We start from the raw sequence: 20,227 nt of genomic DNA, 5'->3' as shown, positions 1-20,227 counted from the left end.
CGAAAGTTGGTGCGGAAGGAGGCGGGGCGAGCGGGTGTCAAGAGCCGTTCGAGGTGGTTTGCGAATCGATGCGTCGTGATGCACACTGACCCCGCCGATTTGTTGAACAGCAGAAATAAGAAGTGGATGGGAATGGCTACGGACTACGACGCCCCCCGCAAGACCGATGACGACTCCGAGTCGATCGAGGCCCTGAAGGAGCGAGTCCCCGACAAGATGTCCGGAGTCGTCGACGTCGATGACGCCGACAACCCGGGCGGATTCGAACTGCCCGGTGCCGATCTGTCCGACCTCGATCTGGACGTCGTGGTCCTTCCGCCCCAGGCGGACGAGTTCACGTGCGTGAGCTGCTTCCTCGTGAAGCACCGCTCGCAGATCGACCACGAGGAGAAGCTCGGACCGATCTGCCTGGAGTGCGCCGCTTAAGCGCCTCCCGGTTCCGAAGGACGACCGCTCCGTCGCCGTGATCCCCGGATCGCGGCGACGATGTCGTCCGGGCGGCGAGTGGAGACCAGCCAGTACGGCGTCGGGTCGGCCGGATCCTCGATCGGGACCCGCACCACGTCCTTCACCCAGCCGCGGATGACCAGGTACGCCCGCGCGTCCAGGCGCGTCCCACGCTCGGCGAACGCCTGGTCCCCCGAGTAGGAGGACGGCTCGCCCACGAGGTCCAGCGGGATGTGCGCGCGGCCGGCGCGCAGCTCCCCCTCCGCCACTTCGATCACGGGGGAGAGTGCCAGCAGCGACAGCACGCAGCCCGCGTACAGCACGACCGCGACGATCACCCCCACCGCGAAGTCGATGGGCGCGAACACCAGGATGCTGGCGGGGATCACGAGGGCGGTGGCGACGAAGAGCCAGGGCGCGGGCCACAGCCTCTCTCGGTAGGACGGCATGACCCTATTGGATCAGACGTTTGGTCTACCCTCGTCACGTGCCTGCAACCGTCGACGTCCCGATCACCGCGGACCGGCTCCCCTCCTACGCCCGTCCGGGCGACGCGGGAGCCGATCTCCACTCGACGGAGGACGTGGTGCTCGCCCCCGGTGAGCGCGCCTCCGTCGGCACAGGGGTGGCCGTCGCCCTCCCGGAGGGCCACGCCGGCTTCGTCGTCCCCCGCAGCGGGCTGGCCTTCAGGCACGGCATCACCGTCGTCAACGCCCCCGGAACGATCGACGCGGGCTACCGCGGCGAGATCCGGGTGGCGCTGCTGAACACCGACAGCCGCGAGACGTACCGCGTCTCGGCGGGGGACCGGATCGCGCAGCTCGTGATCGTCCCCGTCGTCCAGGCGAGGTTCACGGCCGTCGACGAGCTTCCCGAGTCGGTCCGCGGCACGGGCGGCTTCGGATCCACCGGGTACGCCGCCGGCGCCCAGGAGACCAGAATCCACGAGGAGAGCGCATGAGCGACATCCAGTCCACGACCGGCGAGGCCGCCGAGCCCGTCCAGCAGGACTTCGAGAAGTCGGCGCCGGAGGACCGCGCGGAGGCCGGGCCCCTGGACGAGCGCGAGGCCAACCCGGTCCGCCCCTACATCGACCTCGGCGGGGTGAAGGTGCTTCCCCGCGAGGGCATGCACATCCGCCTCGAGGTCGAGGAGGGGACCAAGCGCGTCATCGCCGTCGGCCTCGACTACGCAGGGTCGACGCTGCAGGTGCAGCCCTTCTCCGCGCCGCGCTCCTCGGGCCTCTGGCACGAGATCCGCGGCCAGATCGCCGAGCAGATCGGCCGTCAGGGCGGATCGACGACGGAGCGCGACGGCGTCTTCGGTCCGGAGCTCGTCGCCGAGCTCCCGATCGCCGGCGGCCAGACCCGCGTCGCCCGGTTCGTCGGCGTCGACGGTCCGCGCTGGTTCCTCCGCGGCGTGATCGCCGGAGCCGGAGCCGTCGACGAGCAGGCGGCCGCCTCGGTCGAGGAGCTCTTCCGCAGCATCGTCGTGGTCCGCGGCAGCGGCCCGATGCCTCCGCGCGACCTGATCCCGCTGAAGGTGCCGACCGGCAGCCAGACCCAGCAGAGCGCGAGCTGACCGGCATGGAGCCGGTGCGGCCCGAGGACCCGGCCCGATCGGAGGAGCCGGTCCGGCCCGAGGTGGGCGACGCGATCGCGCAGGCCGCCCGCCGCTCGGGACTCGGCGCGGTCGCCGACGGCGAGCCGTTCGACGGGAAGGCGCTGCTGCGCACCATGGGCGGCGTCCGGGGGATCCTCGAGGCCGTCGTGCCCGGCATCGCCTTCGTCCTGCTCTACACGGTCACCTCGGAGCTGGTGCTCTCGCTGGTCGCATCCGTCGGCCTCGCCGTGGCGTTCACGGTGGCGCGGGTGCTCGGCCGGACGCCGGTGATCCAGGCCGTCGGCGGACTGCTCGCCGTGGTGGTCTCGGCCGCACTGGCGCTGTTCACCGGGCGGGGCGTCGACAACTTCGCCCTGGGGCTGCTCACCAACCTCGTCTACGGGCTCGTCTTCCTCCTCTCCGTCGTCGTGCGCTGGCCCCTGATCGGCGTCGCCGCCGGCTTCCTGATGGGGGACGGCACCTCCTGGCGGTCCGATCGGCGCAAGCGCCGCCTCTTCGGCGCCCTGACCCTCGCGTGGGCGGGGCTCTTCCTCCTGCGCCTGGCCGTGCAGTACCCGCTGTTCCTCGCCGAGGACACCACGGCGCTGGGCATCTGGAAGCTGGCGCTGGGCCTGCCCCTGTACGCGCCGCTGCTGGTGCTCACCGTGCTCGCCGTCCGGGCCGAGTACCGCGGAGCCGACGAGCGCGCCGATGCGGGCGATGCTGCGGATCGTGCGTAGAATTGTCTCGACGTCGAGATAAATAGCGCTCGCCTCCCCGCACCGTCGCGGCGAGGTCGACCGGGCGCCTCGGCGTCGAGGAGTTAGGTCCTCCTTGGTGGCAGGCCGCTGTGCGCGGTCGTCAAGATGAGGACGGAGAGCGGCTCCGCCCGTCGGCGGACGCTGCAGTCAGCGAAGGAGAGGGCGACGTGTCCGCGGTAGACAGCTTTGGATCGAAAGACACCCTGAAGGTCGGCTCGACCGACTACGAGGTGTTCCGCATCGACCGGGTCCCCGGTCACGAGAAGCTCCCGTTCAGCCTCAAGGTGCTGCTCGAGAACCTCCTCCGCACGGAGGACGGCGCGAACATCACCGCCGACCACATCCGCGCCCTCGGCGAGTGGGTCCCGGAGTCGGAGCCCGACACCGAGATCCAGTTCACGCCGGCCCGCGTGGTCATGCAGGACTTCACCGGCGTGCCCTGCATCGTCGACCTCGCCACGATGCGCGAGGCCGTCGCTGCCCTGGGCGGCGACGCGAACCGGATCAACCCGCTCGCGCCCGCCGAGATGGTGATCGACCACTCCGTCATCGCCGACCTCTTCGGCACCGAGGACGCGCTCGAGCGCAACGTCGAGCTCGAGTACGAGCGCAACGGCGAGCGGTACCAGTTCCTCCGCTGGGGCCAGACCGCCTTCGACGACTTCAAGGTCGTCCCGCCCGGAACCGGCATCGTGCACCAGGTCAACATCGAGTACCTGGCCCGCGTCACCATGACCCGCGAGGTGGGCGGTGCGCTGCGCGCCTACCCCGACACCTGCGTCGGCACCGACTCGCACACGACGATGGTCAACGGCCTCGGCGTGCTCGGCTGGGGCGTCGGCGGCATCGAGGCCGAGGCCGCGATGCTCGGCCAGCCCGTCTCGATGCTCATCCCGAAGGTCGTCGGCTTCAAGCTCACCGGCTCGATCCCGACCGGCGTGACCGCGACGGACGTCGTGCTCACCATCACGCAGATGCTGCGCAAGCACGGCGTGGTCGGCAAGTTCGTCGAGTTCTACGGGGCCGGCGTCGCCGCGGTGCCGCTCGCGAACCGCGCCACCATCGGCAACATGAGCCCCGAGTTCGGCTCCACCGCCGCGATGTTCCCCATCGACGACGTGACCCTCGACTACCTGCGCCTCACCGGCCGCAGCGACGAGCAGATCGCCCTCGTCGAGCAGTACTCCAAGCTGCAGAAGCTCTGGCACGACCCCGCGGTCGAGCCGGTCTTCAGCGAGTACCTCGAGCTCGACCTCGGCACCGTCGTCCCCTCGATCGCCGGCCCGAAGCGCCCGCAGGACCGGATCGAGCTCTCGTCCGCCAAGACGCAGTTCGAGTCGGATCTCACCAACTACGCGGACGTCTCGCACGACATCGTCGACCTGACCATCGCGGAGTCGTTCCCCGCCTCCGACCCCGGAGAGCTGCAGCCGCAGGACGAGCACAGCAGCCACGAGCACACCCACCGCTCGCACGCGCCGGCGACCGCCTCCAAGCCGACCACGGTCGAGCTCGGCGAGGGCGGGACCTTCACGATCGATCACGGCGCCGTCGCGATCGCGGCGATCACCTCGTGCACCAACACGTCGAACCCGTCCGTCATGCTCGCGGCCGGCCTGCTGGCCCGCAACGCAGCGCAGAAGGGCCTGAAGGCCAAGCCGTGGGTGAAGACCACGCTGGCACCCGGGTCGAAGGTCGTCACCGACTACTACGAGAAGGCCGGCCTGACCGAGTCGCTCGAGGCTCTCGGCTTCTACACGGTCGGCTACGGCTGCACGACCTGCATCGGCAACTCCGGCCCGCTGCTCGAGGAGATCTCGGCCGCGGTGCAGGACAACGACCTCGCCGTGACCGCCGTGCTCTCGGGCAACCGCAACTTCGAGGGCCGCATCAACCCGGACGTGAAGATGAACTACCTGGCGAGCCCCCCGCTCGTCATCGCCTACGCGCTCGCCGGCTCGATGAACTTCGACTTCGAGGTCGACGCGCTCGGCACCGACTCCGACGGCAACGACGTGTTCCTCAAGGACATCTGGCCCGACGCGGCCGAGGTGCAGGCGACGATCGACTCGTCGATCGACAAGTCGATGTTCGACACGCAGTACGCGGGCGTGTTCGACGGCGACGAGCGCTGGCGCGCGCTGCAGACCCCCGAGGGCTCGATCTTCGAGTGGGACGAGTCGTCGACCTACGTGCGGAAGCCCCCGTACTTCGACGGCATGACGATGGAGACGACCCCGGTCACCGACATCGCCGGTGCCCGCGTGCTCGCCAAGCTCGGCGACTCCGTCACGACCGACCACATCAGCCCCGCCGGCTCGATCAAGGCCGACAGCCCCGCCGGCCGCTACCTCGACGAGCACGGCATCGACCGCAAGGACTACAACTCCTACGGCTCGCGCCGCGGCAACCACGAGGTGATGATCCGCGGCACGTTCGCGAACATCCGCCTGCGCAACCAGCTGCTCGACGGCGTGGAGGGCGGCTACACCCGCGACTTCACCCAGCCGGACGCCCCGCAGTCGTTCATCTACGACGCGTCGCAGAACTACCAGGCCGAGGGCACCCCGCTCGTCATCCTGGGCGGCAAGGAGTACGGCTCCGGCTCGTCGCGCGACTGGGCGGCCAAGGGCACGAGCCTGCTGGGCGTCAAGGCGGTCATCGTCGAGAGCTTCGAGCGGATCCACCGCTCGAACCTCATCGGCATGGGCGTCGTCCCGCTGCAGTTCCCCGCGGGCGAGAGCTGGGAGTCGCTGGGCCTGGACGGCACCGAGTCGATCAGCATCTCGGGCATCGAGGAGCTGAACGAGGGCGTCACCCCCAAGACGGTGCACGTCGTCGCCGAGCCGACCGAGCACTCGGCCGAGGGCAAGCGGACCGTCGAGTTCGACGCGGTCGTCCGCATCGACACCCCCGGTGAGGCGGACTACTACCGCAACGGCGGCATCCTGCAGTACGTGCTGCGCTCGCTCGTCTAGATCAGCCGCAGAGCGTGTGCGCCTTCCCTGCGGGGGAGGCGCACACGCGTTCCCGGGGGCCCCGTGCGTAGACTCGGGAGACGTCCCCACCTCGCTCACGACCCCGGAAGGCGGCGCGCATGGCTGTTCTCGAGACCATCGGCGGTCCTCGCGATCTCGATCGCCTGACCGCGGCCGAGCTCGAGACGCTGGCGCAGGAGATCCGCGACTTCCTCGTGCGCGAGGTCTCGAAGACCGGCGGCCACCTGGGGCCGAATCTCGGCGTCGTCGAGACGACCATCGCGATCCACCGGGTCTTCGACTCGCCGCACGACGCGATCGTGTTCGACACCGGTCACCAGTCCTACGTCCACAAGCTGCTCACCGGTCGCCAGGACTTCTCGAAGCTCCGGCAGCGCGGCGGCCTCGCCGGCTACCCGCAGCGGAGGGAGTCGCCGCACGACATCGTCGAGAGCTCGCACGCCTCCAGCTCGCTGTCCTGGGCGGACGGGATCTCCCGCGCCTTCACGATGACCGGCCAGACCGACCGCCACGTCGTCGCGGTCGTGGGCGACGGCGCCCTCACCGGCGGCATGACCTGGGAGGCGCTGAACAACATCAGCGACGACAACTCCCGCGGGCTGGTCATCGTGGTCAACGACAACGGGCGCTCCTACGCCCCGACCATCGGCGGCATGGCCCGCTTCCTCAACGGCGTCCGCACGCGGCCGACCTACCGCACGATGCACCGCGGCTCCCGGGCCGTCTCGGAGCGGCTGGGCGGCCCCGCCGCCGCCGTCTACCGCGGCGTTCGCGGCGGGCTCCACGGCTTCCTCAGCCGCTTCATCAACAACGAGGCGCTCTACTCCAACCTCGACATCAAGTACCTGGGGCCGATCGACGGACACGACCTGACGGCGATGGAGGAGGCTCTCCAGCAGGCGAAGGACTACGGCCAGCCGGTCATCGTGCACGCGATCACCCAGAAGGGCAAGGGCTTCGGTCCGGCCGTGCACGACCTCGCCGACCAGTTCCACGCCGTCGGGCAGATCGACCCCGAGACGGGCGAGCCGCTGAGCGCGGCCGGGGCCCGCTCGTGGACCTCGGTGTTCGCCGAGGAGATCGTCACGCTGGCCGACGAGGACCCGACGATCGTCGGCATCACGGCCGCCATGCTCCGGCCCGTCGGTCTCGACCGCCTCGCGGAGAAGTACCCGGAGCGCGTCTTCGACGTCGGCATCGCGGAGCAGCACGCCGTGACCTCGGCCGCCGGTCTCGCCTTCGGCGGGCTGCATCCGGTCGTCGCGCTGTACGCCACCTTCGTGAACCGCGCCTTCGACCAGGTGCTGATGGACGTCGCACTGCACCGAGCGGGCGTCACCTTCGTGCTGGACCGCGCCGGAGTCACCGGACCCGACGGTCCGAGCCACCACGGCATGTGGGATCTGGCGATCCTGCAGGTCGTCCCGAACATCCGCCTCGCCGCTCCGCGCGACTCCGTGCGCCTGCGCGAGGAGCTGCGCGAGGCCGTCGGCGTCACCGACGCGCCGACCGTGGTGCGCTTCTCGAAGGGGAGCGTCGGCGACGAGATCGACGCCGTCGAGCGTCTCGGCGACGGGGTCGACGTGCTCGCCCGCGCCGAGCGTAAGGACGTGCTGCTGGTCACGGTCGGGCCGATGGCCGCGATGGGTCTCGAGGTCGCCCAGCGGCTCGCGGCCCAGGGCATCGGAGCCACCGTCGTCGACCCCCGCTGGGTCGTGCCCGTGCCCACCAGCATCATCGAGCTCGCCCGCGAGCACCGCATTGTCGTCTCGATCGAGGACGGGGTGCGCGTCGGCGGGATCGGCACGCGCATCCGCCAGGACCTGCGCGAGGCCGGCGTGGACACCGCGGTGACCGAGCTCGGGCTGCCCGACCAGTTCCTCGACCACGCCAAGCGCGAGGAGATCCTCGAGGACGTCGGACTCACTCCCCAGCACATCGCTCGCGACGTCGTCGCGCAGGTGCTGGGCAGCAAGATCCCGGTCGCCCGTCCGCTCCCGGACGAGGTCGAGGCCCGGGACGACGCCCGCAGCGACTGATCGGCCGTCGGGACCCCTCCCGCAGGCGACGCGCGGAAGGGGCGCCGGATCAGATCCGGCGCCCCTTCCGCGTCACTGCACTCCGCGTCAGTCGACGCCGCGGATCGCGGGGTGGTGGAACGTGTCCCCGAACGCCCGCTCGCTCGCGCCGACCCGGTCGAGGTAGGGCGTGAGCCCGCCCATCTGGAACGGGTAGCCCGCGCCGAGGATCAGGCAGAGGTCGATGTCCTCCGCGGCGTGCACGACGTCGTCGTCCAGCATCCGCTTGACCTCGTCCGCGAGACCCGTCTCGACGCGCAGCCGCAGCTGCTCGGCCGTCATCGGCTCCGTGCCCCCGGCGACGATCGCGACCGCGCGCTTGTCGACGCCCTTCACACGCCCCTTCGCGTCGCGCTCGAAGACGTGGCCGAGCTCGGCGAGGCGGTGCAGGTTGGGGCTGTCGAAGAAGCGGTCGGGGAACGCGGCGTGGTGGGTGTCGAGCACGTGCGCGCCGACCTTGAGGCCCACCAGCTCGAGCAGCTCGAACGGGGTCATCGGCAGGCCGAACGGAGCCAGCGACTGCTCGACGACCTCGAAGGGAGTGCCCGTGTCGACCGCGTGCATCGCCTCGCCCAGGACCTTCGCCAGCACGCGGTTCACCACGAAGCCCGGGGTGTCGCGCGTGATGACGGCGTTCTTCTTGAGCTTCGCGGCGGTGACCATCGCCGTCGAGAGGGTCTCGTCGTCGGTGTGCGGTGTCCGGACCACCTCGATCAGCGGCATGACCGCGACCGGGTTGAAGAAGTGGAAGCCGACGAGGCGCTCCGGGTGCTCCAGCCGCTCGCCGATGCGCTCGACGGAGAGGGACGAGGTGTTGGTCGCGAGCACCGCCGTGGGCGAGACGTAGCGCTCGATGTCGGCGAACACCTCCTGCTTCACCGACAGCTCCTCGAAGACCGCCTCGATCACCCAGTCGGCGTCGGCGAAGTCGGAGCGGTCGGTCGTGCCGGTGATCAGCGCGCGGAGGCGGTTCGCGTCGTCGGGGGAGACGCGTCCCTTCGCCAGCAGCGCGTCGATCTCGGCGCGGATGCCCGCGACGCCCTTGTCGACCCGCTCCTGGTCGAGGTCGGTGATGACCACCGGCACCTGGAGGCGGCGGAGGAAGAGCAGCGCGAACTGCGAGGCCATGAGGCCCGCGCCGACCACCCCGACCTTGGTGACGGGCTTTGCCAGCGCCCTGTCGGGCGCTCCCGCGGGACGCTTGGCGCGCTTCTGCACCAGATCGAACGCGTAGATGCTCGCGCGGAACTGGTCGCCCGAGATCAGGTCGGCCAGCGCCTCGTCCTCGGCGGCGAAGCCCTCCTCGCGCGTGGTGTTCTTCGCGGCCTTGAGCAGCTCCAGCGCGCGGTACGGAGACGCCGCGACCGTGCCGATCCGCGACTCCAGCTGCTTGCGCGCGATCGAGATCGCGACGTCCCACTTGACCAGCCGCTCCAGCTTGCCGGGCGCGTTCGGCCGCTCCACCTTCACGGAGCCGCCGATCACACCGTCGGCCCAGCGGAGCGAGTCCTCGAGGAAGGCGGCGGGCGGGAAGATCGCGTCGGCGATGCCGAGGTCGAACACCTCCTGGCCCTTGAGCGTGCGGTTGTTCTTCAGCGGGTTCTCGACGACGACCTTGAGGGCGTTCTCGATGCCGATCAGGTTCGGCAGGAGCCACGCGCCGCCCCAGCCGGGGATGATGCCGAGGAAGACCTCGGGGAGCCCGAGCGCGGGGATGGAGGAGTCGACGGTGCGGTAGTCGGCGTTCAGGCCGATCTCGGTGCCGCCGCCCAGGGCGAGGCCGTTGATGAAGGCGAAGGACGGCACGCCCAGCTCGGCCAGCATCCCCAGCGTGCGGTGGCCCAGGCGCGCCAGCTGGCGGCCGAGCTCACGGCTCGGGATGGCCCCGACCTTGCTGAGGTCGGCTCCCGCGGCGAGGATGAACGGCTTGCCGGTGATGCCGACCGCCTGGATCTCGCCGCGCGAGGCGCGCTCCTTCTGCGTGAGGAGGACGTCCGCCAGCTCGAAGAGCGACGCCGGCCCGAAGGTGTTGGGGCGGGTGTGGTCGCGGTCGTTGTCGAGCGTGATCAGGGCGAGCGTGCGGCCGCTGGGCAGCGGCACGTCGCGGACGTAGGAGTGGGTGACGACCTCGCCCTCGGCGAGGTCCACGAGGTTCTCGAATCCGTCGAGCATGGGTCAGCGTCCCTTCCGTCGTCCGCGCTTGCCGTCGTAGTGCGGGTTCTCCCAGACCACCGTGCCGCCCTGGCCGAGGCCGACGCAGAGGGCCGTCACGCCGTAGCGGACCTCGGGGTGCGACTCGAACTGCCGGGCCAGCTGGATCATCAGCCGGACCCCGGAGGAGGCGAGCGGGTGGCCGATCGCGATCGCTCCGCCGTACTCGTTGACGCGCGGGTCGTCGTCGTCGAGGCCGAAGTGGTCGAGGAAGGAGAGCACCTGCACGGCGAACGCCTCGTTGAGCTCGAAGAGCCCGATGTCCTCGATGGTCAGGCCCGCCTTGCGGAGCGCCTTCTCGGTCGAGGGGACCGGGCCGATGCCCATGATCTCGGGCTCGACGCCGGCGTACGCGAAGCTCACCATCCGCATCTTCGCGGACAGGCCCAGCTCCTGTGCGGCCTCGGCGCTGGCCAGGAGCGACACCGTCGCTCCGTCGTTGAGCCCGGAGGAGTTGCCCGCGGTCACCCGGCCGTGGGGGCGGAACGGGGTCCGCAGGCCCGCGAGGCCCTCGAGGGTCGTCTCGGGGCGCGGTGCCTCATCGGCGGTCGCGAGGCCCCAGCCCGCGGCGCTGCGCGTGGCGACGGGGACGAGGTCCGGCTGGATGCTGCCGGCGGCGTACGCGGCGGCGAGCTTCTGCTGGCTCCGCAGGGCGTAGTGGTCGGCGCGCTCCTTCGTCAGGTGCGGGAAGCGGTCGTGGATCCGCTCCGCCGTGCGGCCCATGTTGAGCGCGTCCTCGCCGACGAGGCGCTCGGAGAGGAAGCGCGGGTTGGGGTCGGCGCCGAAGCCCATCGGGTGCCGGCCCATGTGCTCCACGCCACCGGCGAGGACCACGTCGTAGGCGCCGAACGCGATGCCGCCCGCGGTCGCGGTGACCGAGGTCATCGCTCCGGCGCACATGCGGTCGATGGCGAAGCCGGGCACCGACTTCGGCAGCCCTGCGAGCAGCGCCGCCGTGCGGCCGAGGGTCAGGCCCTGGTCGCCCTGCTGGGTGGTGGCGGCGATCGCCACCTCGTCCACCCGCTCCTTCGGCAGCGCGCCGTTGCGCTCCAGCAGACCGATCATCGCCTTGACGACGAGGTCGTCGGCCCGGGTCTGCCAGTACATGCCCTTCTCGCCGGCACGCCCGAACGGAGTACGGACTCCGTCGACGAACACGACTTCGGATCTCTCGGCCACAATGCCTCCCAGGAACTCACGGTCGCCGTCGATCGTAGGAACCGGCACCGCGCAGCCGGAATCCTTTGCCGCTTCCTACGAAAGGGTTTCGGTGCCCTCGGCCGGCGCTTGGGCCGCTTCGACAAACGCGGTGGCGATCGAGCCCGACGTGGCCTCGACCTGCCAGGCACGGGCGCCGGCACGGGTGAGCTCCGCGGCGACCGACTCCGCGGTCAGCGGCTCGGGCGGGTTCCAGGCCACCCGGCGCAGCAGCTCCGGCGTGAGCAGGTTCTCGACCGGGAGCGAGAGCAGCTCGGCGATCTCGGTGACCACGGCGCGTCCCGCCTTCAGACGGGCGTCGGCGGCCGGGTTGCGATCGCCCCACGCCCGCGGAGGGGGGAGCGTGTCGGCGGCCGGGCGGGTCGGGCTCGGCAGGTCCTCGGTCGTCGTCCCGCGCTCGATCGCGGCCCACCAGCGCTCGACCTCGCCGCGGCTGGCGCGGCCGGTGAAGTCGCGGCGGCCCGAGAGCTGGCCGATGCTGGTCGGGATGTTGCGGGCGACCGCGATGATCGAGGAGTCGGGGATCAGGCGGCCGGGAGCGATGTCGCGCTCGCGGGCGAACGCGTCCCGGGCCAGCCAGAGCTCGCGCGCCACGGCGAGGGGGCGCGGGCCGCGGAGCGAGTGCATGCCGGAGAGGCGGCGCCACGGATCCGGCGGGACCGCCTTCGGGGCGCGCGCGAGCGTCGCCTCGAACTCCTCGCGGGCGATGCGCGTCTTCCGCGCGGCGATGAGCATCTCCTCCATGCGGTCGCGGAGGTCCACGAGGAGCTCCACGTCCTTCGCGGCGTAGACGAGCCAGCTCTGGGGGAGGGGGCGGGTCGACCAGTCGGCGGCCGAGTGCTCCTTGGCCAGGTGGATGCCGAGGAGGTCCTCGACGACGGCGCCGAGGCCCACCTTGGGCAGTCCGAGGAGCCGGGCGGCGAGCTCGGTGTCGAAGATCCGCACCGGGTCCAGGCCCACCTCGCGCAGGCAGGCGAGATCCTGGCTGGCGGCGTGGAGGACCCACTCCTCCTGGCCGATGACCGCCTGCAGGGCGTCCATCCGGCCGATGGCGGGGGGATCGAAGAGGAACGCGCCGGCACCGCGCCGGTAGACCTGGATCAGGTACGCGCGCTGCGAGTAGGTGAAGCCGGAGGCGCGCTCGGCGTCGACGGCGACGGGGCCCTCGCCGGCGGCGAGGGCGTCGACCGCGGCGAGGAACTCGTCGGGCGTGGAGAGGACACGGTAATCAGTCACGGTTGTTCCGTCGGAAGGCGAGCGGGGTCACACCGTCGCTCGATACGGGCGGGAGACCCGCGAGCATGCACAACAGCTCCCCCCACCCTTCCACGTGAGCGGCGAGCTGCGCATCATCCGGGCTCCAGGAGGCGCGGATCTCGATCTGCGCACCGTCCCCCTGAGTGGCCAGCTCGCCGAAGCCGGTGGAGAGCACCTTGGTCGCCGTGCCGGACGCGGCGGAATAGGAGGCGCCCCGCGCCCCGAGGGCGTCGATGAGCCAGGACCAGGCGACCTCGGCGAGGAACGGATCGGTGCCGATCTCGACCTCAAGCGGGGCCTGGGCGAAGCAGACGACACGGAAGGGGCCGCCCCACTGCTCGGGCTCCTCGGGGTCGTAGAGCAGGATGAAGCGCCCCGTGCCCAGCTCGGAGTCGCGTCCGTGCGCGTGCGGCGCGACGTCGCCCGACAGGGCGAGGGCCCAGGGCGCGAGACCCGACGGCGAGGCGATCTCGGACACGGTGAGCTCGGCGCGCGTGGCAGCGGCGCGGATCGACTCCGTCGCGACCCGGAACTCCTCGGGGAGCTGGGACGACGCTGGGAATTCGGGCACGATCGCAGACTAGGGTTCCGACGCGCCCGGGACGCGGAGGCACGCCGGGTGGGCGGCTCTCAGCGCGTGCGGCTCCAGCGGGCGTAGACGGCCCCGGAATCGTCCGTGGCCAGGAGCGTCAGGGCGTAGGCGTCGTCGACGACGGCCGTGCCCGTCGCGACCGGGAGGCCCGGCAGGACGACGCGCGGCGAGGTGGTGAGGCACAGCTCGTCGACCCGGCCCGAGGCGAGGAACTGGCCCGAGAGCGAGGCGCCGCCCTCGCAGACGACGCGGTGCAGGCCGAGCCCGGCGAGAGCCTCCAGGAGCTCGTCGACGCCGATCCGCTCCGAGGAGGACGGGACCGGGACGACCTCGACGCCGGCGGGGAGCCCCTCCACCGCGCCGCGCGACTCCGGCACCAGCAGCAGGACCCGGGAGCCCTCCTGCAGCTCCAGGCGGTGCCCGGCGAGATCGCCCGAGACGGAGACGACGGCGAGCGGGACCCGCCGGGGGACGCGGTAGCCCTCGGCGCGGACGCTGGCGGCTCCGACGAGGACGACGTCGGCCTGCTCGCGGACGACTCCGAGGATCGTGCGGTCGACGCGGTTGGTGAGCGTCTCGCTCGTGCCGTCGGAGCCGGTGCTGGAGCCGGTGACGCTCGCGATCATGTTCAGGCGCACGCGCACCGCCTCGTCGGGACGCCAGGCGTCCGCGACCGCCGCTCGCGCGCCCTCCTCGCCGATCACGATCGGCGGACCGGCGGGGACGAGCGGCCGGAGGATCATGCGGCCAGGTGCGCGCGGACCTGCCGCTTGGTGCGGCCGAGCAACGCGGTCATGCCGCGCAGGCGCAAAGGCGAGACCGCCTCCGAGAGGCCGATGGTCTGCGGGAAGTCGTCGGGGACGGCGAGCACCTGCTCGGGGGTGAGCCCGGCCAGGCCCTGCGCCAGGATCGACGCGAAGCCGCGCGTCGTGGGCGCCTCGCGAGGAGCCGTGGCGTGCAGGTGCACGATCCCGCCCTCGACGTCGACGACGATGAAGACGGGCGCCTGGCACTCCTCCACGCGCTCGAAGAGGTCCGGGTGGTCGCGGTAGCGCTCGGGCAGGTCGGGGAGCTCGTTCGAGAACTCGAGCAGGAGCTGCAGGCGCTCCGGCTTCTCGAGGGCGAGGAACTCCTCGCGGATGTCGCGCAGAGCGTCGGGGAGCGTGGTGTCGGTCATCCGGTCCAGTGTCTCATCGGGGGAGGGGCGGCGGGCGGTCGCAGCGGAGGCCGGGAGCCCGGATCCGGCCCGTCGACGGGCGGATCGGCGCTCCCGGCCTCCGCCGTGACGCGTCAGCGGGCCGCGGGGGCCTCGCCGGGCTCGGCGCCCTGCACGATCGGGACGCGGACGGCGCTGCCCCACTCGGTCCAGGAGCCGTCGTAGTTGCGGACGCCCTCGAAGCCGAGGAGGTGGGTCAGCACGAACCAGGTGTGGGCGGAGCGCTCGCCGATCCGGCAGTAGGCGATGACGGAGTCGCCGTCCTTCAGCCCCGCGCCCTCGCGGTAGATGCCGTTCAGCTCGTCGAGGGGGCGGAAGGTGCCGTCCTCGGCGGCGGCCCTGCCCCAGGGCACGTTCTGCGCGCTGGGGATGTGACCGGCGCGCAGGGCGCCCTCCTCCGGGTAGGCCGGCGCCGTGGTGCGCTGCCCGGTGAACTCCTCCGGGGAGCGGACGTCGATCAGCGGGTTGCCGAAGTGCGCGAGGACGTCGTCCTTGAAGGCGCGGATCTCGGCGTCGCTGCGTTCGACGACGGGGTACTCGGCGGGCTCCGGGGAGGAGGCGTCCGTGGTCGTCGGGCGGCCCTCCGCGAGCCACTTGTCGCGGCCGCCGTCGAGCAGACGGACGTCCTCGTGACCGAAGAGGGTGAAGACCCAGAGCGCGTAGGCGGCCCACCAGTTGTTCTTGTCGCCGTAGACGACGACGGTGGTGTCGCGGGCGATGCCCTTGCCGCCGACGAGCGCGGCGAACGCGGCGCCGTCGATGTAGTCGCGCTGCACCGGGTCGTTGAGGTCGGTGTGCCAGTCGATCTTGACGGAGCCGGGGATGTGGCCGGTCTCGTAGAGCAGGACGTCCTCGTCGGACTCGACGACGACGAGACCGGGAGTGCCGAGGCGCTGCTCGAGCCAGTCGGCGCTGACGAGCCGTTCGGGGTGCGCGTAGGAGGCGAACTTCGGCGACGGATCGGTTTCGACGGACAAGGAGGACCTCCAGGATGGTGCGCGGAGCGCGGGCGTGATTCCACGGCGGGCTACGCTGGAGCCCGCCCTTCAGCGACAGTACGCGTCCGCGGACGACGCCGCACGGAGGGCGCCGTAAGAGTTCGACACAGAACCGCGGCGGCTCCGTGCCCGGTGCGGCCGCCGCCACTGAGCGCACTGACCCCCGCCGTGCGCAGGATGCGAGACGCGAGTGAGCCCCGACGACGTCCGATCGACGAGCAGCCTGACCGCCCGCTCGCCCCAGATCAGCGGGCACGAGATCGCGTCGACGCTGGTGCCCCCGCGCCAGTTCGAGGGCGCCACCTTCGAGAGCTACCGTCCCGACCCGGAGTACCCCTCGCAGGCCGACGCGGTGGAGGCTCTGCGCGCGTTCGCCGCCGGCGGCGGATCCAAGGGAGGCGGAGGCGGCTTCCTGGGCTTCGGCCGGAAGAAGGCCCCCGCGGTCAAGCCGGGCGTGTACCTCGACGGCGGCTTCGGCGTCGGCAAGACCCACCTGCTCGCGGCGATCTGGCACGCGGTGCCGGGCCGCACCTACTTCGGGACGTTCATCGAGTACACCGCGCTCGTCGGCGCGCTCGGCTACGCGGCGACCGTCTCGCTCCTCAAGGGCTCGGCGCTGCTGTGCATCGACGAGTTCGAGCTGGACGACCCGGGCGACACGATGCTGATGACGCGGCTCCTCGGCGAGCTCGTCGCCTCCGGGAGCCGCATCGCCGCGACCTCGAACACCCCGCCCAACGCGCTGGGCGAGGGGCGCTTCGCCGCGGCGGACTTCCTCCGCGAGATCCAGTCGATGGCCGCCCACTTCGAGACGATGCGGATCGACGGCACCGACTACCGGCGCCGCGACATCGAGGGCCACGCCGTGGTGCGCACCGACGAGGAGATCGACGCTCTCGTCGCGGCCGCCCCCGCCGGCTCCGTCGTCACCGACGACCCGTTCGCGGACGCCGTGCACCACCTGGGCACCGTGCACCCCTCCCGCTACATCAAGGTGATCGACGGCGTCGACACCATCGTGCTCCGGGGCGTCACCGCTCTGACCGACCAGACCGACGCCCTGCGCCTCGTGGCCTTCATCGACCGGGTCTACGACGCGCAGATCCCGGTCCTCGCCTCCGGGACGCCCCTCGACGAGGTCTTCGGCGGCGACATGCTGAGCGGCGGCTACCGCAAGAAGTACCTGCGCTCGATGTCGCGGCTCATCGCGCTCACCTCGATGGCGCCCCGCTCCTAGGGGCGGATCCGCTCTCCTCCCGGCGTTCCCGGGGTCGTCGTCGTGCCGTCCGCCAGCGCGCCGTAACGCGCTTTTTACACAGGGGCCTCGGCCGTAACCTCCGCGAAACGCGGTGCCTCACGGGACGAAACCTCGCGCCACCAGACTGTCGGCTACCCGAGGTGACCCGACACCCGCGTGTCTCCAGGCCGTGCTCCGACGCAGCGTCCTCGCTCCGGGCTTTTCTCTGCACACTCACGAGAGGTTCAACAATGGATCAAGGCAATACCGCGTTCCTGCTCATCGCAGCCGCGCTGGTCCTGCTCATGACCCCCGGGCTCGCCTTCTTCTACGGCGGCCTGGTGCGTGCGAAGAGCGTCATCAGCATGATGATGCTCAGCTTCGGAGCCATGGGCCTCATCGGGGTCCTCTGGGTCCTGTACGGCTACGCGATCGCGTTCGGCAACGGCCCGTCCGGCCCCGCGGGGACCGACACCTTCGTCGGCATCGACGGCGTCCTCGGCATCGACACCGCCCAGATCGGCCTGCAGGGCATCTACAACGACGCACTCGGCGAGCAGACGTCGGCCTACCCGACGCTGGCCTTCGCCGCGTTCCAGGCGACGTTCGCGATCATCACCGTCGCGCTCATCTCCGGCGCCATCGCGGACCGCGCGAAGTTCGGGGCCTGGATGGTCTTCGCCGGCGTCTGGGCCACCGTCGTTTACTTCCCGGTCGCCTCGTGGGTCTTCAACTTCACCCTCGGCGACGACGCCACCGTCGTCGACGGCGGCTGGATCGCCTACGGCGTCGGCGCGATCGACTTCGCGGGCGGCACCGCCGTCCACATCAACGCCGGAGCGGCGGCCCTCGCCCTCGCCCTGGTGCTCGGCAAGCGCGTCAACTTCACCAAGGGCGCGCACCAGCCGCACAACCCGCCGTTCGTGCTCCTGGGCGCCGGACTGCTGTGGTTCGGCTGGTTCGGCTTCAACGCCGGCTCCGAGCTCGCCGCCGACGGCATCGCGGCCGTCGCCTTCCTCAACACCATCGCCGCTCCGGCCGCCGCGATCCTCGGCTGGCTCGTCGTCGAGAAGATCAAGGACGGCAAGCCCACCTCGATCGGCGCCGCCTCGGGCGCGGTCGCGGGCCTCGTCGCGATCACCCCGGCGTGCGCCAGCCTGTCGCCGTTCTGGGCGATCGTCCTGGGCGTCATCACCGGAGCCGTCTGCGCCCTGGCGATCGACCTCAAGTACCGCCTCGGCTACGACGACTCGCTCGACGTGGTCGGCGTGCACCTGGTCGGCGGCCTCATCGGAACGCTCTACATCGGCTTCTTCGGCACCGGCGTGGGCCTGTTCCTCACCGGCGACGCGAGCCAGCTCGGCAAGCAGGCCCTCGCGGCCTTCACCGTCCTCGCCTACTCCTTCGTCATGACGCTCCTCATCGGCTGGATCATCCAGAAGACGATGGGCTTCCGCGTGAAGAACGAGGACGAGATCGCCGGCATCGACACGGCCATCCACGGCGAGGCGGGCTACGTCCTGGCGGACTGACCCCCTCCTCCGCAGCACCCGACGGGGTGCCGGCTCTCCGGAGCCGGCACCCCGTCGGCGCGTCCGGGCCGGGCAACCGCCGGGAGCGCCCCCGCGGGCGGGCGGCCGCGGATCCGGGCTAGGGTTCCGGGGTGCCCTCCTCGCGCTCGGTCGTGTCCCTGCTCCTCCGACTCCTCGGCCGCGCGGTCGCCCCGCGGCCGGACGCCGGGCCCCGCCCGCAGCGCCCGTACCTGAGCACGACGGCGCCGACCCCGGGCGCGAGCGGAGTGGGCCGCACCGTCGAGGTCGACCCGTCGCGGCTCCGCGGGGTCCGCCTGGGCTACGCGCCCACGCCCGACGGCGACCCGGACCCGGGCGAGGTCGTCTGGACCTGGGTGCCGTACGAGGAGGACGACGGCCGCGGCAAGGACCGCCCGGTGCTCGTGCTCGCGGTCGAGAAGTCGGGGACAGTGCTCGCCGTGCGGCTGAGCTCGAAGGAGCACTCCGACTACCTGGCCGTCGGGACCGGCGGCTGGGACCCGGACGGGCGCCCCAGCTGGGTCGACCCGGAGCGCGTGTTCCGCGTGCACCCCGCCGGGATGCGCCGCGAAGGAGCAGCTCTGGAGCGTGCTCGGTACGACGCCGTCGCCCGGGTGCTCTCGGCGCGGTACGGCTGGCACTGAGCGCTCGACGCCGTTGAGCGGCCACGAGTGGTCGCCGCTGAGCGCCTCAGGGGAGATCCCTGCCCGTCGAACGAGGGCCGTGCTCCTCGGAGGAGGCGTCAGACCGGGTCGATCGGCACGAAGCCCGCGTACTTCGCGGCGCGGCCGTCCCCGGAGGACGTGCCGGTGAGCCTGCGCTGCACCCACGGCGCGACGTGCTGCCGGTAGTACTGCACGGTTCCGCCGCGCCGGAGTGCGGCCTCGGGAGCGTCGGGCAGCGCGGCGGGCGGCGTGAGCCCGAGCGCCCGCAGGACCCGGTCGGCCACCCGACGGTGCCCCCGCGGGCCGAGGTGCACGCGGTCCTCCGACCACAGCGCCGGATCGGCGAAAGCGGGGTCGTGCCAGTTGTCGGCGACGACCACGTCGGTCCGGTGGCTCGTCCGGCGCAGGACGGCGTCGGTCAGCGCGTCCCCGCGGCGGCGGATGAGCGAGCCGAGCGGGAGCCGCGGCGACGGGTCGGCGCCGGCCAGGGCGATCAGCACGACGCCCTGCTCGTCGCAGCGCTCGAGGACGCGGAGGTAGGCGTCGGCGATCCGCTCGATGTCGGCCCGCGGGCGCAGCATGTCGTTGCCGCCTCCGTTGAAGGAGAGGTGGGTCGGGCCCAGGGCGAGCGCGGGCTCGAGCTGCTCGGCGAGGATCGGCGCGATGAGCCGGCCCCGGATCGCGAGATTGGCGTACTCGATCCGCTCGCCCGTGGCCGCCGCCCATCCCGCGGCCGTCAGATCGGCCCAGCCGCGCGTGGTGCCGTCCGGCCGCTCGTCGCCGACGCCCTCGGTGAAGGAATCGCCGATCGCGACGTAGCGGACGGCCGTCATCGGCGGGTTCCGGAGGTGCGCATCGTGGCACTGTACCGCTCCGCGGCCGGGCTCAGGCGCGGCGCCTCAGCGGGGTGACCGGTGCCGAGCGGATGCTGCTGGGGCGGGCCGGAGTCGCAGCGCCCGGCGCTGCGGCGAGCAGCTCCTCCTCGGGCCGGGTGCCGGGCCGATGCTCGCGCTCGGGACGCGGGGCGGCCCGGAACCAGGCGGCCAGCGCGGAGGACCGGCGGTGCCTCCGGTGGTCGCGATCCAGCTCGGCGGTGCCCCGGTAGCCGGAGCCCCGGGCGATGCGGTCGAGGCCGCCGAGAGCGACGGGGGTGCTCGCCATCAGGACGGCGGCCAGCTCGAGTCGGCGGAGGGCGAGGTGCTCGTCGAGGCCGAGCCCGTAGCAGCGGCGGAACCGCAGCCGCAGCAGCAGGGCGGGCATCCGCAGCTCGGCGGCGAGGTGGTGGACGGTGAAGCGCCGATCGAGGTAGCGCTCGTTGACGAGGGCGGCCGCCGCGATGGCGACGACGTCGAGCGGCCGCCCTCGTCAACGAGCGCTACCTCGATCGGCGCTTCAC

General features: G+C 71.9%; 19 protein-coding genes. 9 read left to right on the top strand and 10 right to left on the bottom strand.

What is annotated here, in order from left to right; genetic code table 11:
- Positions 1-132 precede the first annotated feature (132 nt).
- Positions 133-426: a DUF4193 domain-containing protein gene (locus C5C63_RS06445; RefSeq protein ID WP_055792269.1), complete on the top strand. Its 294-nt coding sequence runs from the start codon at positions 133-135 to the stop codon at positions 424-426.
- Here C5C63_RS06445 and C5C63_RS06440 read toward each other — a convergent pair.
- The gene (locus C5C63_RS06440) at positions 423-896 is read right to left on the bottom strand and encodes a DUF3093 domain-containing protein (RefSeq protein WP_104325714.1); all 474 of its coding nucleotides are present in this window, start codon (positions 894-896) and stop codon (positions 423-425) included. The genes C5C63_RS06445 and C5C63_RS06440 overlap by 4 nt on opposite strands.
- Positions 897-934: 38 nt before the next feature.
- On the opposite strand from C5C63_RS06440, the gene dut reads away from it, so the two are divergent.
- From dut to dxs, 5 genes are all read left to right on the top strand, one after another.
- Positions 935-1,408 carry a dUTP diphosphatase gene (gene dut / locus C5C63_RS06435; protein WP_104222105.1) on the top strand — a complete coding sequence of 158 codons (474 nt, stop codon included), beginning with the start codon at positions 935-937 and terminating at the stop codon, positions 1,406-1,408.
- Positions 1,405-2,028: a DUF3710 domain-containing protein gene (locus C5C63_RS06430; protein ID WP_104222103.1), complete on the top strand. Its 624-nt coding sequence runs from the start codon at positions 1,405-1,407 to the stop codon at positions 2,026-2,028. The genes dut and C5C63_RS06430 overlap by 4 nt, the downstream gene beginning before the upstream one ends.
- Before the next feature lie 5 nt (positions 2,029-2,033).
- Entirely contained in the window at positions 2,034-2,789 is a 756-nt protein-coding gene (locus C5C63_RS06425) for a DUF3159 domain-containing protein (protein WP_104325713.1), read from the top strand.
- Between the two features lie 188 nt (positions 2,790-2,977).
- Complete coding sequence (acnA, locus tag C5C63_RS06420; protein ID WP_104222099.1) at positions 2,978-5,788, top strand: aconitate hydratase AcnA; 2,811 nt, start codon at positions 2,978-2,980, stop codon at positions 5,786-5,788.
- Positions 5,789-5,907: 119 nt separating this feature from the next.
- Positions 5,908-7,848: a 1-deoxy-D-xylulose-5-phosphate synthase gene (gene dxs, locus C5C63_RS06415; RefSeq protein WP_104222098.1), complete on the top strand. Its 1,941-nt coding sequence runs from the start codon at positions 5,908-5,910 to the stop codon at positions 7,846-7,848.
- Positions 7,849-7,935: 87 nt separating this feature from the next.
- Here the strand turns inward: dxs and C5C63_RS06410 are convergent, their stop codons facing one another.
- The 7 genes from C5C63_RS06410 to C5C63_RS06380 all read right to left on the bottom strand — a co-directional run bounded on the left by C5C63_RS06410 (position 7,936) and on the right by C5C63_RS06380 (position 15,358).
- A complete protein-coding gene (locus C5C63_RS06410; protein ID WP_104325712.1) occupies positions 7,936-10,059 on the bottom strand; it encodes a 3-hydroxyacyl-CoA dehydrogenase NAD-binding domain-containing protein in 2,124 nt (707 codons plus the stop codon).
- A gap of 3 nt (positions 10,060-10,062) precedes the next feature.
- Complete coding sequence (locus C5C63_RS06405) at positions 10,063-11,277, bottom strand: thiolase family protein (RefSeq protein ID WP_104325711.1); 1,215 nt, start codon at positions 11,275-11,277, stop codon at positions 10,063-10,065.
- Between the two features lie 75 nt (positions 11,278-11,352).
- Positions 11,353-12,552 (bottom strand): ribonuclease D, encoded by a 1,200-nt coding sequence (locus tag C5C63_RS06400; RefSeq protein WP_104257524.1) that lies wholly within the window; start codon positions 12,550-12,552, stop codon positions 11,353-11,355.
- Positions 12,545-13,144, bottom strand: a complete 600-nt coding sequence (locus tag C5C63_RS06395; protein ID WP_104325710.1) for a DUF3000 domain-containing protein — start codon at positions 13,142-13,144, stop codon at positions 12,545-12,547. The genes C5C63_RS06400 and C5C63_RS06395 overlap by 8 nt, the downstream gene beginning before the upstream one ends.
- 59 nt (positions 13,145-13,203) lie before the next feature.
- Positions 13,204-13,908 carry a dihydrofolate reductase family protein gene (locus C5C63_RS06390; protein WP_104325709.1) on the bottom strand — a complete coding sequence of 235 codons (705 nt, stop codon included), beginning with the start codon at positions 13,906-13,908 and terminating at the stop codon, positions 13,204-13,206.
- A complete protein-coding gene (locus C5C63_RS06385; protein ID WP_104222086.1) occupies positions 13,905-14,342 on the bottom strand; it encodes a SufE family protein in 438 nt (145 codons plus the stop codon). The genes C5C63_RS06390 and C5C63_RS06385 overlap by 4 nt, the downstream gene beginning before the upstream one ends.
- 113 nt (positions 14,343-14,455) lie before the next feature.
- Positions 14,456-15,358: a sulfurtransferase gene (locus C5C63_RS06380; RefSeq protein WP_104232576.1), complete on the bottom strand. Its 903-nt coding sequence runs from the start codon at positions 15,356-15,358 to the stop codon at positions 14,456-14,458.
- 211 nt (positions 15,359-15,569) lie between these two features.
- On the opposite strand from C5C63_RS06380, the gene zapE reads away from it, so the two are divergent.
- The 3 genes from zapE to C5C63_RS06365 all read left to right on the top strand — a co-directional run bounded on the left by zapE (position 15,570) and on the right by C5C63_RS06365 (position 18,810).
- The gene (gene zapE, locus C5C63_RS06375; protein ID WP_104309983.1) at positions 15,570-16,616 is read left to right on the top strand and encodes a cell division protein ZapE; all 1,047 of its coding nucleotides are present in this window, start codon (positions 15,570-15,572) and stop codon (positions 16,614-16,616) included.
- Positions 16,617-16,867: 251 nt separating this feature from the next.
- Positions 16,868-18,148, top strand: coding sequence for an ammonium transporter (locus C5C63_RS06370; RefSeq protein ID WP_104222080.1), 1,281 nt, complete (start codon positions 16,868-16,870; stop codon positions 18,146-18,148).
- Between the two features lie 131 nt (positions 18,149-18,279).
- On the top strand, positions 18,280-18,810 hold the full coding sequence (locus C5C63_RS06365) for a type II toxin-antitoxin system PemK/MazF family toxin (protein WP_167299028.1): 531 nt from the start codon (positions 18,280-18,282) through the stop codon (positions 18,808-18,810).
- Between the two features lie 98 nt (positions 18,811-18,908).
- Here C5C63_RS06365 and C5C63_RS06360 read toward each other — a convergent pair whose 3' ends face one another.
- Both C5C63_RS06360 and C5C63_RS06355 read right to left on the bottom strand, forming a co-directional pair.
- Positions 18,909-19,664 (bottom strand): SGNH/GDSL hydrolase family protein, encoded by a 756-nt coding sequence (locus tag C5C63_RS06360; RefSeq protein WP_104325708.1) that lies wholly within the window; start codon positions 19,662-19,664, stop codon positions 18,909-18,911.
- Positions 19,665-19,716: 52 nt separating this feature from the next.
- Positions 19,717-20,091, bottom strand: a complete 375-nt coding sequence (locus tag C5C63_RS06355; RefSeq protein ID WP_104232579.1) for a hypothetical protein — start codon at positions 20,089-20,091, stop codon at positions 19,717-19,719.
- Positions 20,092-20,227 lie beyond the last annotated feature (136 nt).

Origin of the sequence: Rathayibacter sp. AY1B8, assembly GCF_002932775.1 — a bacterium.
GTDB lineage: Bacteria > Actinomycetota > Actinomycetes > Actinomycetales > Microbacteriaceae > Rathayibacter.
This window is presented reverse-complemented; position numbering and strand designations above follow the sequence as displayed.